General features: G+C 63.9%; 12 protein-coding genes. 3 read left to right on the top strand and 9 right to left on the bottom strand.

The features are described from left to right. Positions 1-15: 15 nt before the first annotated feature. From HNQ40_RS04060 to HNQ40_RS04070, 3 genes are all read right to left on the bottom strand, one after another. Complete coding sequence (locus tag HNQ40_RS04060; RefSeq protein WP_184676604.1) at positions 16-690, bottom strand: response regulator transcription factor; 675 nt, start codon at positions 688-690, stop codon at positions 16-18. Further along, complete coding sequence (locus HNQ40_RS04065) at positions 680-3,802, bottom strand: PAS domain S-box protein (protein ID WP_221435366.1); 3,123 nt, start codon at positions 3,800-3,802, stop codon at positions 680-682. The genes HNQ40_RS04060 and HNQ40_RS04065 overlap by 11 nt, the downstream gene beginning before the upstream one ends. Positions 3,803-3,984: 182 nt before the next feature. Next, positions 3,985-4,212, bottom strand: a complete 228-nt coding sequence (locus HNQ40_RS04070; protein ID WP_184676606.1) for a hypothetical protein — start codon at positions 4,210-4,212, stop codon at positions 3,985-3,987. Between the two features lie 135 nt (positions 4,213-4,347). On the opposite strand from HNQ40_RS04070, the gene HNQ40_RS04075 reads away from it, so the two are divergent. The 3 genes from HNQ40_RS04075 to HNQ40_RS04085 all read left to right on the top strand — a co-directional run bounded on the left by HNQ40_RS04075 (position 4,348) and on the right by HNQ40_RS04085 (position 7,361). After that, positions 4,348-5,418: a glycoside hydrolase family 130 protein gene (locus HNQ40_RS04075; RefSeq protein ID WP_184676607.1), complete on the top strand. Its 1,071-nt coding sequence runs from the start codon at positions 4,348-4,350 to the stop codon at positions 5,416-5,418. Then, complete coding sequence (locus tag HNQ40_RS04080) at positions 5,415-6,116, top strand: NAD-dependent epimerase/dehydratase family protein (protein WP_184676608.1); 702 nt, start codon at positions 5,415-5,417, stop codon at positions 6,114-6,116. Before HNQ40_RS04075 ends, HNQ40_RS04080 begins: the two co-directional genes overlap by 4 nt. Before the next feature lie 129 nt (positions 6,117-6,245). Continuing rightward, positions 6,246-7,361, top strand: a complete 1,116-nt coding sequence (locus HNQ40_RS04085) for a glycoside hydrolase family 130 protein (protein ID WP_184676609.1) — start codon at positions 6,246-6,248, stop codon at positions 7,359-7,361. Positions 7,362-7,479: 118 nt separating this feature from the next. Here the strand turns inward: HNQ40_RS04085 and HNQ40_RS04090 are convergent, their stop codons facing one another. The 6 genes from HNQ40_RS04090 to HNQ40_RS04115 all read right to left on the bottom strand — a co-directional run bounded on the left by HNQ40_RS04090 (position 7,480) and on the right by HNQ40_RS04115 (position 13,039). Next, positions 7,480-8,025, bottom strand: coding sequence for a hypothetical protein (locus HNQ40_RS04090; RefSeq protein ID WP_184676610.1), 546 nt, complete (start codon positions 8,023-8,025; stop codon positions 7,480-7,482). A 318-nt stretch (positions 8,026-8,343) separates the two neighbouring features. Beyond that, positions 8,344-8,604 carry a hypothetical protein gene (locus tag HNQ40_RS04095; RefSeq protein WP_184676611.1) on the bottom strand — a complete coding sequence of 87 codons (261 nt, stop codon included), beginning with the start codon at positions 8,602-8,604 and terminating at the stop codon, positions 8,344-8,346. A 105-nt stretch (positions 8,605-8,709) separates the two neighbouring features. Next, complete coding sequence (locus HNQ40_RS04100) at positions 8,710-9,366, bottom strand: response regulator (protein ID WP_221435367.1); 657 nt, start codon at positions 9,364-9,366, stop codon at positions 8,710-8,712. Positions 9,367-9,423: 57 nt separating this feature from the next. After that, positions 9,424-10,620 carry a sensor histidine kinase gene (locus HNQ40_RS04105; protein WP_184676612.1) on the bottom strand — a complete coding sequence of 399 codons (1,197 nt, stop codon included), beginning with the start codon at positions 10,618-10,620 and terminating at the stop codon, positions 9,424-9,426. Further along, entirely contained in the window at positions 10,617-11,117 is a 501-nt protein-coding gene (locus HNQ40_RS04110; RefSeq protein WP_184676613.1) for a Rab family GTPase, read from the bottom strand. The genes HNQ40_RS04105 and HNQ40_RS04110 overlap by 4 nt, the downstream gene beginning before the upstream one ends. Positions 11,118-11,194: 77 nt before the next feature. Continuing rightward, complete coding sequence (locus tag HNQ40_RS04115) at positions 11,195-13,039, bottom strand: OmpA family protein (RefSeq protein WP_184676614.1); 1,845 nt, start codon at positions 13,037-13,039, stop codon at positions 11,195-11,197. Positions 13,040-13,108 lie beyond the last annotated feature (69 nt).

The raw sequence follows: 13,108 nt of genomic DNA on the forward strand, positions 1-13,108 counted from the left end.
CAGCCCCCGAAAAAATCACTCGCCCTTACGCATCGCCCAATGGATCGCGTGGCGCGTGAGTTCGCTGCCGTTTTTCAGGCTGAGCTTGGTCTTGATCTTTTCGCGGTAGGTCTCGACCGTCTTCACCGACAAGTGCAGGCGGGCGGCGATGTCGCGGGAGGACAGGCCGTCGCCCAGGAGTTCGAAGACCTCGAGCTCGCGGTCGGACAAGGTCGACACCGGCGACTGGGCGGGCGACTCGTTGGTGGCCACGCGGTTGAGTACGCGGGCGGTGGCGCTGGGGCTGAGGTAGATCTTGTTGTCGAGCACCTGACGGATCGCGGTGATGATGTTTTCGGTGGCCTGTTCCTTGCGGAGGTAGCCCGAAGCACCGGCACGCAGCACGCGGTCGGCGTAGAGCGCTTCGTCCATCATGGAGACGACCAGCATCTTGATGTTGAGCTCGGCGGCGCGGATCTGCTTGATGAGTTCCAGGCCGTGGCCGTCGCCCAGGGACAGGTCGATCAGCGCCAGGTCGGGGCGGACTTCGCTGAGCACGTCCAGCGCGGTGGACACATCGGGCGCCTCGCCAACCACATCGAACTCGGGCACATCGTTGATCAGTTCGATCAGGCCACGACGGACAATCGGGTGGTCGTCCACGACGACGATCCGTGCGGTGGCTTGGGTGGTAGAGGCATCAGATAACATAGTCTTCTCCGGTTTCGTCTTGCGGACGAGGGGGGGCACCCGCGGGCAGGTGCAGGGTCTGGCTTGGCCGCGAGCACACAATCATGGTGCCCGCGTCGGGGTAAGAATTAATCGTCATTGTAGCGCCGATGGCCTCGGCGCGGTAGCGCATAATGTTCAATCCCAGCCCCGATTCCGGTCCGCTGGAACGTTCTGGAACAGGCGGGATGCCAACGCCGTCGTCTTTGACGGTGAGGGTCAGGGCGTCGTCGCTCTGGCCGAGGATGATCTCGATGGACGAGGCCTGGGCGTGCTTAGCGGCGTTGTGGGTCGCTTCCTGAGCGATGAACAGCAGGTGGTTCGCGGCCTCTTCGTCGAGCTCATCGGGCGTACGGCGGCAGTGGAACGTGACGGGCAGTTGGTGAACCAGTGCCGAGCGCTCGGCGAGGCTTTCGAGTGCCGTCTCCAGTTCGTCGGGGGCGATACGCTCGGAGCTGAGGCCGCTGATGAGGCGGCGCACCTCGGAGTTGGCCTGCCCGACCATGCCGGCGAGTTCGGCGACACGCTCGGCTTCGGGGATGCTCTGCGACTCGAGGCGGCGACGCAGGCTTTCGCTGAGCATGTTGATGCCCGTGAGTTGCTGGGCGAGGGTGTCGTGGAGCTCGTGCCCCAGCATCCGCCGTTCGCGTTCGGCGTGGGTGACCTGGGCCTGGGCGAAGACGCGTTGACGGTTGGCGCTGATGTCGGTCAGCGACAGCAGCACGCGCGACAGGTCGGGCTTGCCGTTGGATTCGGGGATGACCACGCGCAACAGCACGTCGATCATCCGGCCATCCAGCGTGCGGTAGCGGGTTTCGATCTCGCCGGAGGTCTGCCCGTCCCAGATCATGTGGAGCTTCAGCAGCAACGCTTCGAGCGGCGGACGGAATCGCCCCTGCCTCACCGCCTCGGCAAACTGCTCGGTGCCCGTCGATGCAAACAACGCGCAGGCCCCCTGATTCACACTGAGGATGCGTGTCTTGCGCATCACTTCACCGATAAACTCGGGGTTGGAGGCCATGTGGGCCGAGAGGTCCGCCACGTCCAGCTCGCGCAGCTCATCGAACGCACGGCCGACCGCGGTGAGGTCGTGTTCGATCACGCCGACCGGGACCCGTTCGAACAATTCGCGGTATCGCCGCTCGCTGGCGGTGAGTTTCTCGGAGGTCTGTTTCAGCTCGGTGACGTCCATCGCGATCACGATGACCCCGACCGGTTTGCGGTCGTTGTCGAACAGCGGGACCTTGTCGGTTCGGATCCATCGCTCCTTGCCGTCGAGCGTCGGCATCCTTTCGACGTATCCCAGCTTGGGCTGCCCCGAGCGGATGACTTCCAAGTCGTCTTTGTAGAACGCGTCCGCGGTCTCGGGGTAGAGCTCGGCGGAGTGTCGGCCCTCGATCTGGTCGGCGGGCAGGCCCTCGGCATCGCACACGGTCTTGTTGACCCGCAGGATGCGGTTCTGGGTGTCCTTGTAGAACACAAACGCCGGGATGCCGTCGAGGATCTTCTGGTTTTCTTCTCGCTGGCGCGCGATCTCTTGCTCGTTGCGTTTACGGGAGGTGATGTCCCGGGCGCTGATGGCCACGCCGTCGCCGACGCGCACGACCTGCTGCTCCATCCAGCCCGCCTGGATCCCTTCTTCCGCGGCATCGAGCGGGAATTCCCGGCTGAACCCTTCGCCGGTCCGGACCACCTCGCGGTAGGCCCCGAAAAAGAAGTCGCTGCGGTTGACCGGCAGCAACTCGCAGAGTCGCTGGCCGATGACCTCGTGCCGCTGGCGCGACACCATCTCCGCGCCGCGTTGGTTCAGGTCGGTGAACACAAAATCGATGATCTCGCCGTCTTCGCCGCGGAGCGCATCGAACAGGAAGAAGGCGTCCATCCCCGCCTCGGAGGCGGCGCGGTATCGCTCTTCACTTCGCATGACTTTCTGGTCGGACAAGACGCGTTCGGTCACGTCTTCCACGAGGCCGACCAGACGAACGACGTTGCCGTCGTCGTCGTGCACCGGGTACCCGCGGTCCCGCACCCAGCGTTCCTCGCCGGTCGGCCGGATGATGCGGTACGTCAGGTCGAACGGCTCGTCGTCGGCGGCCCGGAAGACCTTCATCACGTGCGGCTGGTCTTTGGGGTGGACCGATTGAATCCACTGCGTGGAATCGTCCAGGACGACCTGCGCGGGTTTGGCGAACACTTTCTCGAAGGCCGGACTCAGGTAAATGATGTCACGTTTCTTCCAGTCGAAGATCCAGAACACGCCGTCGAGGTGGTCGGCCAGCTGGTTGAAGCGGGTCTGGCTCTCGTGCAGGGCTTCCTGCGTCCGCTTGATCGGCGTGATGTCACGGCCGACGGATTGCAGCTCGATGATCTCCCCGTGTTGGTTGAAAAACGCCCGGTCGGTCCACGACTGCCAACCCATGGATCCACCCGGCAACAGAGCCGAGTGTTCGTCCGTCGCGGTATGGAAGTCCGGCGTGAACGAATTGATCTTGTTGAATACGGCCGGCCATTCCTCACGGGGCACGAAGTCCAGAAACTTTCGGCCCAAGAGCTCTTCACGGGTCTTGCCGAGGTAATCGCAATACGACTGATTGACAAAGGTCAGGGTGGTGTCGGGGAGGTAGCGGCAGATGAAGTCGACCTGGTCTTCCACCACCGCGTGGTAGCGGGATTCGCTTTCCAGCAGCGCACGGTCGGTGCGGAACTCCGCGGTGACATCGTGGCGGGTCAGTAGAACCCGGCGTTGCCCGTCGGACTCGTGATAAGCCCGGAGTTCGATCCGGACCCACCGCGTCTCGTGGTGCTCGGCCGCCCCGCAGGAGTAGTGCTGGACAAACTCGTCACACTGTCCCCCCACCACGTCCCGCATCCCGCCGGTCAAGGCCTCGGTGTCCACGCAGCCGTTGGAACACGACGAATTCAACGCCTCAAAAAGGTTGACGCCCGCTTCGGCTTTTCGCACCAGACCAAAACAATCGTCCGCCGCTTTAATCCACGCCCGGTTCACCGCGAGGATCACCCCCTGGTCGTCCAGGATCAGCGCCGCCGAGGGCAAGGCGTCGATCACGCCAGCGGTTGGGATGGAACGGGTCATCGACATGCTTGGGGTCCGAGAAGATGGGGGCTAGTCACCCCAAATGTTGGTTTCCGAAGGGCTGGCCGAGAATCGGCGGCGAGATGCCTCACTCCATAGTTTAACTCGACCATCCCACATCCCATGCTGAATCGGGTTTCGAACTATCGGACGGATTTGGAACAAGCGGAGAAATCCCCCGTTCAGATCGGCGTCTTAAACCCCATCGCCCGGACCACGCACCAGCCCGCCCAGCCTTCGAACAGCATGAACCCGCCGCCCAAGACGGTGCCCGCGACAACGAACCACCACCAGCCCTGTTCCAGCACGCCAGCCATAACCAGCCCCGCCAACACACACGCGATCCCGAGCGTCAGGAACCCGCCCACTAACCGATACGCCTTGCCTTTCGCATTGATGTTGCACTGCATACTGAGAGTGTACGCCACGCGTTTCATCCCGGCATGCACCTCTTGTTCTGATCGCGTTAAACGGGTTGGAACGTTTCATGTCGAACGAATCCCCGCGCCGCCGAATCAACCCAACGAGGTTGCTACACTCGGCTCATGCTCGACCGTCAATTTACCCAACGACTGCTCAGCCCCACCGACATCAGCGCGTCGCGTGATGACCTGAAAGTCATCGGTGTATTCAACCCCGGCACCACCCGACTGCCCGACGGCCGCATCGTTCTGATGGCCCGCGTCGCCGAGTCGCCGACCGAGCAACGCGAAGGGTTTCATGCCCTTCCGTCGTGGAACGGACAAGGCGAACTCGACATCGAGTACCTCCCCGAAGACCAGGACATCCTCGTTGATCCGCGCAAAGTCGTTCGTGCCGCAGACCAACTCATGCGGCTCAAGTTCGTCAGCCATATCCGCACGTTCGTACTCGACGAAGCCGGCACCGCCATCACCGGCGAACTCGCCTCGCTGTATTGCGAAGGGCCGTACGAAACCTTCGGCGTCGAGGACCCCCGCATCACGCTCATCGACGGCACGTACTACATCACCTACGTCAGCGTCAGCGAACACGGCGCCGCGACCAGCCTCACCACCACCACCGACTTCCAGAGCTACGAACGCCACGGCGTCGTCTTCTGCCCCGAAAACAAAGACGTCATGCTCTTCCCCGAGAAGATCAACGACAAGTTTGTCGCGCTGCATCGGCCCAATACGTTCCAGCGGTTCTGCAAGCCCGAGATGTGGCTGGCGAGTTCCGCCGACGCCAAGGCGTGGGGGGATCACCGCTTTGTATGGTCCGGACAGTTCGCCTGGGACAACGACCGTATCGGCGCGGGTGTGCCGCCGGTGAAAGTGCAGACCCCCGACGGCCCCGCTTGGTTGGAGGTCTACCACGGCAGCCGACGCGCCACGAAGAAAGGCGAGGTCGGCGCCTACATGGCCGGGCTCTTGCTGCTGGATTTCAACGATCCCACCAAGGTCTTGAAGCACACGCCCGAGCCGATCATGGGTGCTCAGGAAGACTGGGAAATGCAGGGCTTTGTTCCGAACGTGGTCTTCCCGACGGGGATCGTCGAGGACGGCGAGCGGTGGCTGGTGTACTACGGCGCGGCCGACACGCACGTCGGGGTGACCGCATACCGCCTGGATGACCTGATGGAGGCGTTGCGATGAAGACCGTGGCGGTGACGGGAGCGAGTGGAGCGATCGGCCGGGCGCTGATGCAAGGGCTGAAGGACGTCTACGATCTTCGGCCGATGTCGAGATCGATCAACGGCACGGACCTCATGAACCCCGAGGGGCTGGAAGAGAAATTCCGGGGATGCGACGCGGTGATCCATCTGGCCTGGGGCTACGCCCGGGAGAGCGAGGTGCCGGGCCGGTCGTCGCTGAACAACATCCTGATGCACCGCAACGTGATCGATGCGACGAAGGCGGCCGGCGTGAAGCGGGCGATTATGGCCAGCTCGGTCCACGCCGACTTCTTCTACGACTGGATGGGCCCGGGCCTGCTGGGGCTCGACCGACAGCAGCGGGCCAACGGGCTCTACGGCGGCCTCAAGCTGCTCATCGAAACGCTCGACGAAGAGGCGGCCGACGAGAACTACCGCATCGCCGACATCCGCTACGGCGGCGTCACCGACGACGGCCAGCCCCACCCGACCGACACCTGGGAACGCCGCGTCTGGCTGAGCCACCCCGACCTCTGCGCGATGGCGAGGGCCATCCTCGACCACGACGACCCGCCGGCCTACGCCAAGCTCTACGCGGTCTCGGACAACGAGCACCGCGTCCACGACACCGCCAACCCGTTCGGCTGGGTGCCGCAAGACGCCGCCCCCGTCGACATACGTGACGACCTCGCTCCGTGATGTCACGGAAGCCCTTTCCGCGCACGAAGCGTAAGCGAGTGCAAAACGTTTCCAACGCCGCCACCCGCCAACGCTTCGTGCTCGGATCATGACTCTTCACCAAAAACAACCCCCGGGAATTGACCCGCCATGCCCGACCCCCTGCCCCGCCTCGAGACCCGCTGCCTGATCCGCCCCGCCGACCTCCCGCCCTCGCGGGACGATTTCGAGGTCGTAGGGACGTTCAACCCCGCCGCTGTCCAGCTCGACGACGGGTCGGTGGTCATGCTGGTGCGCGTCGCCGAGCGCCCGACCGAGACGCGCGACGGCTTCGTCGCCTCGCCACGCTACAACGACCTGGGCGAGATCGAGATCGATTGGATCGACGCCGACCTCGTCACCACGAACGACCCGCGGATGGCGATCTTCAAAGACACCGGCTTCAAGCGGCTGACGTTCATCAACCACCTGCGCGTCGTGCGTTTCGCCAGCGACGGTGTGACGATCACCAAGGTCGGGCCGATCGTCGACTACCGCGCCGACCACGCGACCTTCGGCCTGGAAGACCCACGCATCACACGGATCGGCAGCGTCTACGCCGTCACCGCCGTCGGCGCTTCGCACCACGGCGTGTGCACCGTGCTGCTGACCACCACCGACTTCACCCACTTCGACGACCTGGGCATCATCTTCTGCCGTGAGAACAAGGATGTCGTGCTCTTCCCCGAGAAGATCGACGGGCACTACGTCGCGATCCACCGGCCGACCGGGAAATTCGAGGTGACCCAGCCGGAGATGTGGCTGGCCTATTCGCCGGACCTGCACTTCTGGGGCGACCACCAGCCGCTCTGGGGATCGGGCGACGGCGCAGCGAGCGTCGGCGGATCGTCGGGCTCGTGGGACGACGGACGGATCGGCGGCGGCGTGCCCCCCATCCGCACCGAACGCGGCTGGCTGAAGATCTACCACGCCTCCTGCAAACCCGGGCCCGGCGAACCCATCGGGGTCTACGCCGCCGGGGCGCTGCTGCTGGACCTCGATTGCCCGACGCGCGTGCTCGCCGCGTCTCCCGACGCGTTCATGCGGCCCGAAGAAGACTTCGAGAAGATCGGCTTCGTCAAAGCCGTCGTCTTCCCGACGGGCTACGCCATGCAGGGCGACGACATTCAGCTGTACTACGGCGCGGCCGACACCAACGTCGGCGTCGTGCGTTACCGGCTTGCAGACCTTTTGGATTCACTGGTGCCCGTCGGCACCCCCGCCTGACAGGCATCTGCGCAGCGCATAAAAATGCCGCTGACACTCAGTGGTGCCAGCGGCAAGACCCTCCTGCTGCTGTTGGATCGATACAACAGCACTCAGAAGACAAGTTTCGTATTCGGGCTTACCCGCCCAGGCCCTTGAGCAGATCGCCCGCGCCTTGCGCCTTTTCGAGAAGCCCCTTGAGGCCTTCGATCTGGTCGGCGTAGCCCTCGGGGAGTTCCATGCCTTCGAGCTTGCTGATCCATTGGCTGGCGGTGTCGTAGTTCTCTTCGCCGATGAGGTCTTTGACCTTCTTGATCACGCCGTCGAGCTGTTCGCTGTTGAGCGACATGCCTTCGGTCAGGCTGTCGAGGGTGATGCCACCCGCATCGGCCTCGGAGTTGGAATCGGTCAGCTCGTCGAGCTTCTTCTTGCCGGCGTCGACGGCCTCTTCGACTTCCTTCTTGCCGGCCTCATAGGCGTCGGCACCGGCCTCGGAGATTTCCTTGCCGGCGGCCGCGGCGTCGTCCTTCAGGGCGTCGAGGGCGTCGCCGGTCTTGTCGGTGGTCACCTCGGCAGCGTCTTTGACGGCTTCGGTGGCTTCGGCGGTGGCGTCCTTGGCTTCTTCACATCCGACCGTCAGGCCGGCGGCAAACAGGAACGCGATCGAGAGAGATTTCATTTTCATCGGGGGTCTCCAAAACAGGGGGAAGGCGAGATCGGTCTGAAAATTATAGTTGATCCGCTCGCCAAGCCCGACAACGCCAAACCGAAGCGTTGCGGCATTGATGGATTCCCCGAGTTCTATCAGGAAAAAAAGAGCGACACGGCGACAGTGTCGCCGCATCGCCCCGGTTCCTCGAGCGGGGCCGGGGGATTCCACCGCGTCGAGGAGGGTCAAGGACGGGTGCCAATGCTCAACACACGGCTGAGGCCTTGGCGAAGTTCGCGTTACCCCTCATGGGTTTAGTGCGTCCTTGACCGACTTTGAAAATACGGCGTACACCTAACGCGTACTATCAGGCAATGCCTGAGTTGAGGGGTGGATATCCCCGACGATGTCTGCGGACGCGTGGCGGTAGGTCGGGGGGATCGGTTCCTGAGACGTGGACTCGGGCGACGAGCAGCCGGTGGAATACGCAACCGCACCCAGCAACAAACCCAAGCAGCAAACAAGACGCAGGAGACGCGATAGGCGGCGCCGACGCTGCATCCGCAGCATCTGCTGCAGCTCAATAATCTGAAATGATGAATAGATCGAACTCATGAATCCAACATAGAACAGCGCTCCCCGCCAAACGATCGGGCAAACCCCGAGATCGTTCTCGGAAAAATCTCCGGTATGCCGATCACTTCCACGCGCCGGATCGGCTCAATCGTCCAGTTGGGTCAGCCCCTCACGGATCGCGAACTTGGTCAAGTCGGCGATGCTGTTGGTGCCCAGCTTTTGCATGATGTGCTGCCGGTGAGTCTCGATCGTCTTGACCGACACGAACAGATCGCTGGCGATCTCCTTGGTCGAGCGTCCCTCGGCCATGAGCTGCAGCACCTCGCGTTCACGCGGCGTGAGCGACTGGAACTGCTCCGAGCCCTCCGAGCGGTCGTCACGCACGTAGTCCCCCACCACGACCTGACCCACCGCCGGGCTGACGTAGGTCTTGCCCTGCAGCACCATGTCCATGGCACTGCGGAGCTCTTCGAAAGCCGAGTCTTTCAGCAGGTATCCCGAGGCCCCGGCCTGGAACATCCGCCGGACGTAACGCCCATCGGACTGCATCGACAGCGCCACCACCTTCACGCCGGGCACTTCGTTGGTCACCTGCTTGGCGGCGTCGATCCCGTTGAGGTCGGGCATACCCACGTCCATCACCAGCAAATCGGGCTTGAGCTCACGGGCCAGCGACACCGCGCTGCGTCCGTCGCCGGCTTCCCCGACCACTTCATAGCCGTCCAACGCTTCGATCAAGGCGCGGACCCCATCCCGGACGATCTTGTGGTCGTCCGCCAAAAGAATTCGGATGTTCTTCAAGACACAAACCTATCCATACAAGCCTCGGCGGCTCGGGCCTCCCCGGCCGCCCCTAGTTTAATCAGATTTCAGCGGCACGCTGATGATCGACCGCGTTCCTTGCCCGCGGCCCGCGTCATCCTCCGTGCCCGGCGTGCTCGTCACCCGGAGACTGGCCCCGAAGGGTGACAGCCTTTCCCGCACGCTCAGCAGTCCGAATCCGCCCTTTCCGACCCGCGGACGCCCGAGTTGTTCGACGTCAAAACCGCGGCCGTCATCTTCCACGACCAGTTCCATCTGCTGTTCCAAACGGCGGGACGACACCTTGAGCCGGGTCGCCTGGGCGTGTTTGAGCGTGTTGGTGATCAGTTCGCGGACCACCTGAAACAGCAACACCGCAAGATCAGTTTCCAACGGCTTGGGCTGGCCGTCGTCTTCAAACGTGCAAACCAGCGGGGCGTGTCGCTCGCCGGTCTGCTCAACCAATGTCGACAGGGTTGGGATAAGTCCTAGTTCGTAGAGCATCGGGGGGCTGAGTTCGAAGGTCAGGCTCCGCGTGGCGTCGATCGCGTCGGCGAGCAGCCCGATGGTGTCCTCCAGCCGATTTTTCGACTCGGGGTCCGAACACCGGGCCGTCTCGCTGGACACGCGCATCTTGGCGACCGCCAGGAGTTGGCCGACGTGGTCGTGCAGCCCGATCGCCAGCCGGTGCCGTTCACGCTGCTCCGCCAGCGCCACCTCGGACGCCAACGCCCGGAGTTGCTGGTTGGACGCGTCGAGCTCGGCCGTGCGCTCCGCGACGCGTTGGCGCAATTGTTCTTCGACCAGTTGCCGCACCGCGAGCTCCCGGTCCGTCGCCAGCCGGCGTTCACGCGCAGTCTGCAGGATGCTCTGAGCCGGAGAAAACTCCAAGCCGACCCCCGCAATCACCAACACCCCCTGGCCCGCAACCCGCAGCGCGACCGCTTCTAGCTGACGGTCAGTCCCGTCACGATCCGGCTCGGCCCAGACCTCGGACCGCAGCGTCGCATCGGCCGAGTCTTCCGGCTGACTCGCCCACCAGTCGCGCGCTTCGTCGAGGAAGAAATCGAGAAACGTGAAGTGCTGCGTCGGTTCGCAGGGCTCTTCGATCGCGCAACCAAACCGCTCGGCCCAATCCGGCAATCGGCCGACCCAGACAAAGCGTTCATCGCCGACCGGCGCATCGGGGGCCTGAGCGATGACCAACAGGCCCATCGTGTGAACCACACCGGAGAGAAGTGATGCGTCGTTCAAGCCAGCACCCCGCGGGCCAGTTCTTCGAACGCCTGATTCACCGCGTCGCCGGTCTTGGCGCTGGTGTGGAGCGTGGCGAGCGCCTTGTCGCGCAGCCCCAGGAAATCGCTCGAGGGCTCGCCGATCGCCCAGGCGTCGGTGAGGTCGGCTTTGTTGAGCACAAGCACAAACGGCAGCTCACCCACCTCGCGGATCACCCGCTCGTGGAGCATCTTCGCGGTCTCCAGCGTGTCGGGCCGGGTGCCATCAACGACCAAGAGGTAGCCGGAGCTGCCCCGCAGGTAACGCATCTGCACCGACACGAAATCGTCTTCACCCGCCAGGTCCCAGAGGATCAGCGAAAGCGATCGGCCGTCGAGGTCGACGGTCTTCTTGTCGATCTTCACGCCGATGGTGGACTGATAGACCTCGGAAAAGATGCTCTTGACGTACCGCGCAACCAGGCTGGTCTTCCCGGTGGCGAAGGCGCCGAGCATGCAGATCTTGCGTGATTCCATGACGTGACTTTCGTCAAAACCCAGCCGACATCGTACCCATCAAACCGGGCACGTCGAGCCGTTGTCCTGAGACGGCCTCACGGCCGGGCGGCCAACTCCACCTCGAACGTCACCCGGCGGTTGCGCTGCTGGTCGGCCAGGGGCATCGTGTCGGGCACGATCGGCTGATCCGCCGCCATGCCCACCTCGACCATGATCGGCGGCGCCTGCATCCGTGAACGGATCATCTCGGCGACCGCGGCGGCCCGGGCCTGACTGAGTTCGAGGTTGCGTTGAGGGTCACCCGACAGGTCGGTGTGGCCGGTCACGATAAGTTTAAGCTCCATGCCGATGGCGTCGGCCGCGGCCTGAGCACCGGACACATCTTCGAGCAACTGCGAGGCCATGACCTCTTGCCCGTTCAAGTCCAGCGTGCTGCCCGAAGGCATATCGATGACACACGCCTCGATCCGACCGGCAAACACCTCGAGGTCTTCCATGTCCCGGTCGACCAGACCCGAGTCGTCGAACGAGGTCATGCCCGCCGTGACGAGTTGCGCCGAAAGCGAAAGCGTCCTTTCGATCCACGCGTGCGGTGCAAGGCCCTCGGCAATCAGGACCGAGCCTTCGGTGCGCAGGGTCACCGAGGCCGGAGGATCAAGCAGCTGCTCCGCCTGCTCCAACAACGTCGGCGGTTCGGGATCGAGCGCAGGCTCAGGTAGCGGGGACTCCTGGATCTGCACCGTGGGGTAGTGCTCCCAACGCTGGCTGACTTCTTCCGGATCGATCCCCGAGTTGGCCAGGATTTCGTCGGGCAGGTGCGCAGCATCCGGGCTGACCAAACCGCGGACCTCGGACCGGCCCCACCAGTTGTGGTCGTCTTCCACCAGCATGATGCCCCGCGTGCGTTCGAGCTCGTAGACGTAGCCCGCCCATTGCCGATTCGACAACACCCCCGCGAGGACCGCCCAGAGGACCAACCCCAAAACAACCGCCACGAAGATCAGGAACGCGGGAGACACCTTGCGTTTGGCCCCGGGCTGCGCCGCACTGACCAGGCAACGCTGGAGTTCGGGTTCGACCACTTCCATTTCCGAATCGTCGCCGGCAAACGTTTCGAGAAGCTCGCCGTGACGCAGGTGGATGTCTTCGAGCACCTGCTGGAACACCTCACGCAGCTCCGCCGGGGCCGAGCCCCGCACCGCCCCAGCGAGGATTGCGTGGGGCCCGCGCTCGACCCAGACCGTCACGCCGCCGACCTGCATGGTGCGTAGACCCGCCTGATCATCGGTGTTGAACGAATCGCGGACAAACTCGGTGATCGCCGTGAACATGCCCGAGACCAGCTGCTCGTCGCGCGTTTCCACGCCGTCCGCCGCGACGTGTTGCATCAACAAGCCCGACTCGGTGTGGATCAGAAACACCTGCTCCACGCGGTAACGCAGCGTATTCAGCAGCACGACCTCCGCGAACGGCTTGCCGGTCCGTGCCGCCTCCATCCGCCACTTCAACGACTTGATCGACAGGCTGTGCTCGAGCGTCTGGTTCAGTGACTGGACCGCACTGGCCAGGGCTTCGCTCACCGCCTTGCGGATCGCCGGGCCGATGACCGGGAACACCGCGTCGATCATGGGCTGGGGGTTGTTCTTGACCGAGGTTTGGATCGCCTCTTCCACCGTGCCCGACAGCGCACGGCCGAGTTGATCGTCCTTCTGCTCGCGCAGCGTAATCGCCTGAGGCAGGAGCTCGGCGATGTCCTGGGCCTGCGCACGCGACGAGGCGAGGGTCTCGCGCAACTCGGCGAGCTCTTCTCGCTCGGGCCCAATCAACAACTCACGCAACTGAGCCAGCGTCTCGGCGTCACCCAACGGGCTGGGCGAGGACTGGCCCGGGGACTCCGCGGGAGACTCGGATGTTTTCGCGTTGTCGGACGGGTCATCCATAGGCGGTGCCACCCCTAACCATCAAGATCGGGCCAGCCCCTGACCGCTGCACCCATGAACCCCTTAGCT

Origin of the sequence: Algisphaera agarilytica, assembly GCF_014207595.1 — a bacterium.
Taxonomy (GTDB): domain Bacteria; phylum Planctomycetota; class Phycisphaerae; order Phycisphaerales; family Phycisphaeraceae; genus Algisphaera; species Algisphaera agarilytica.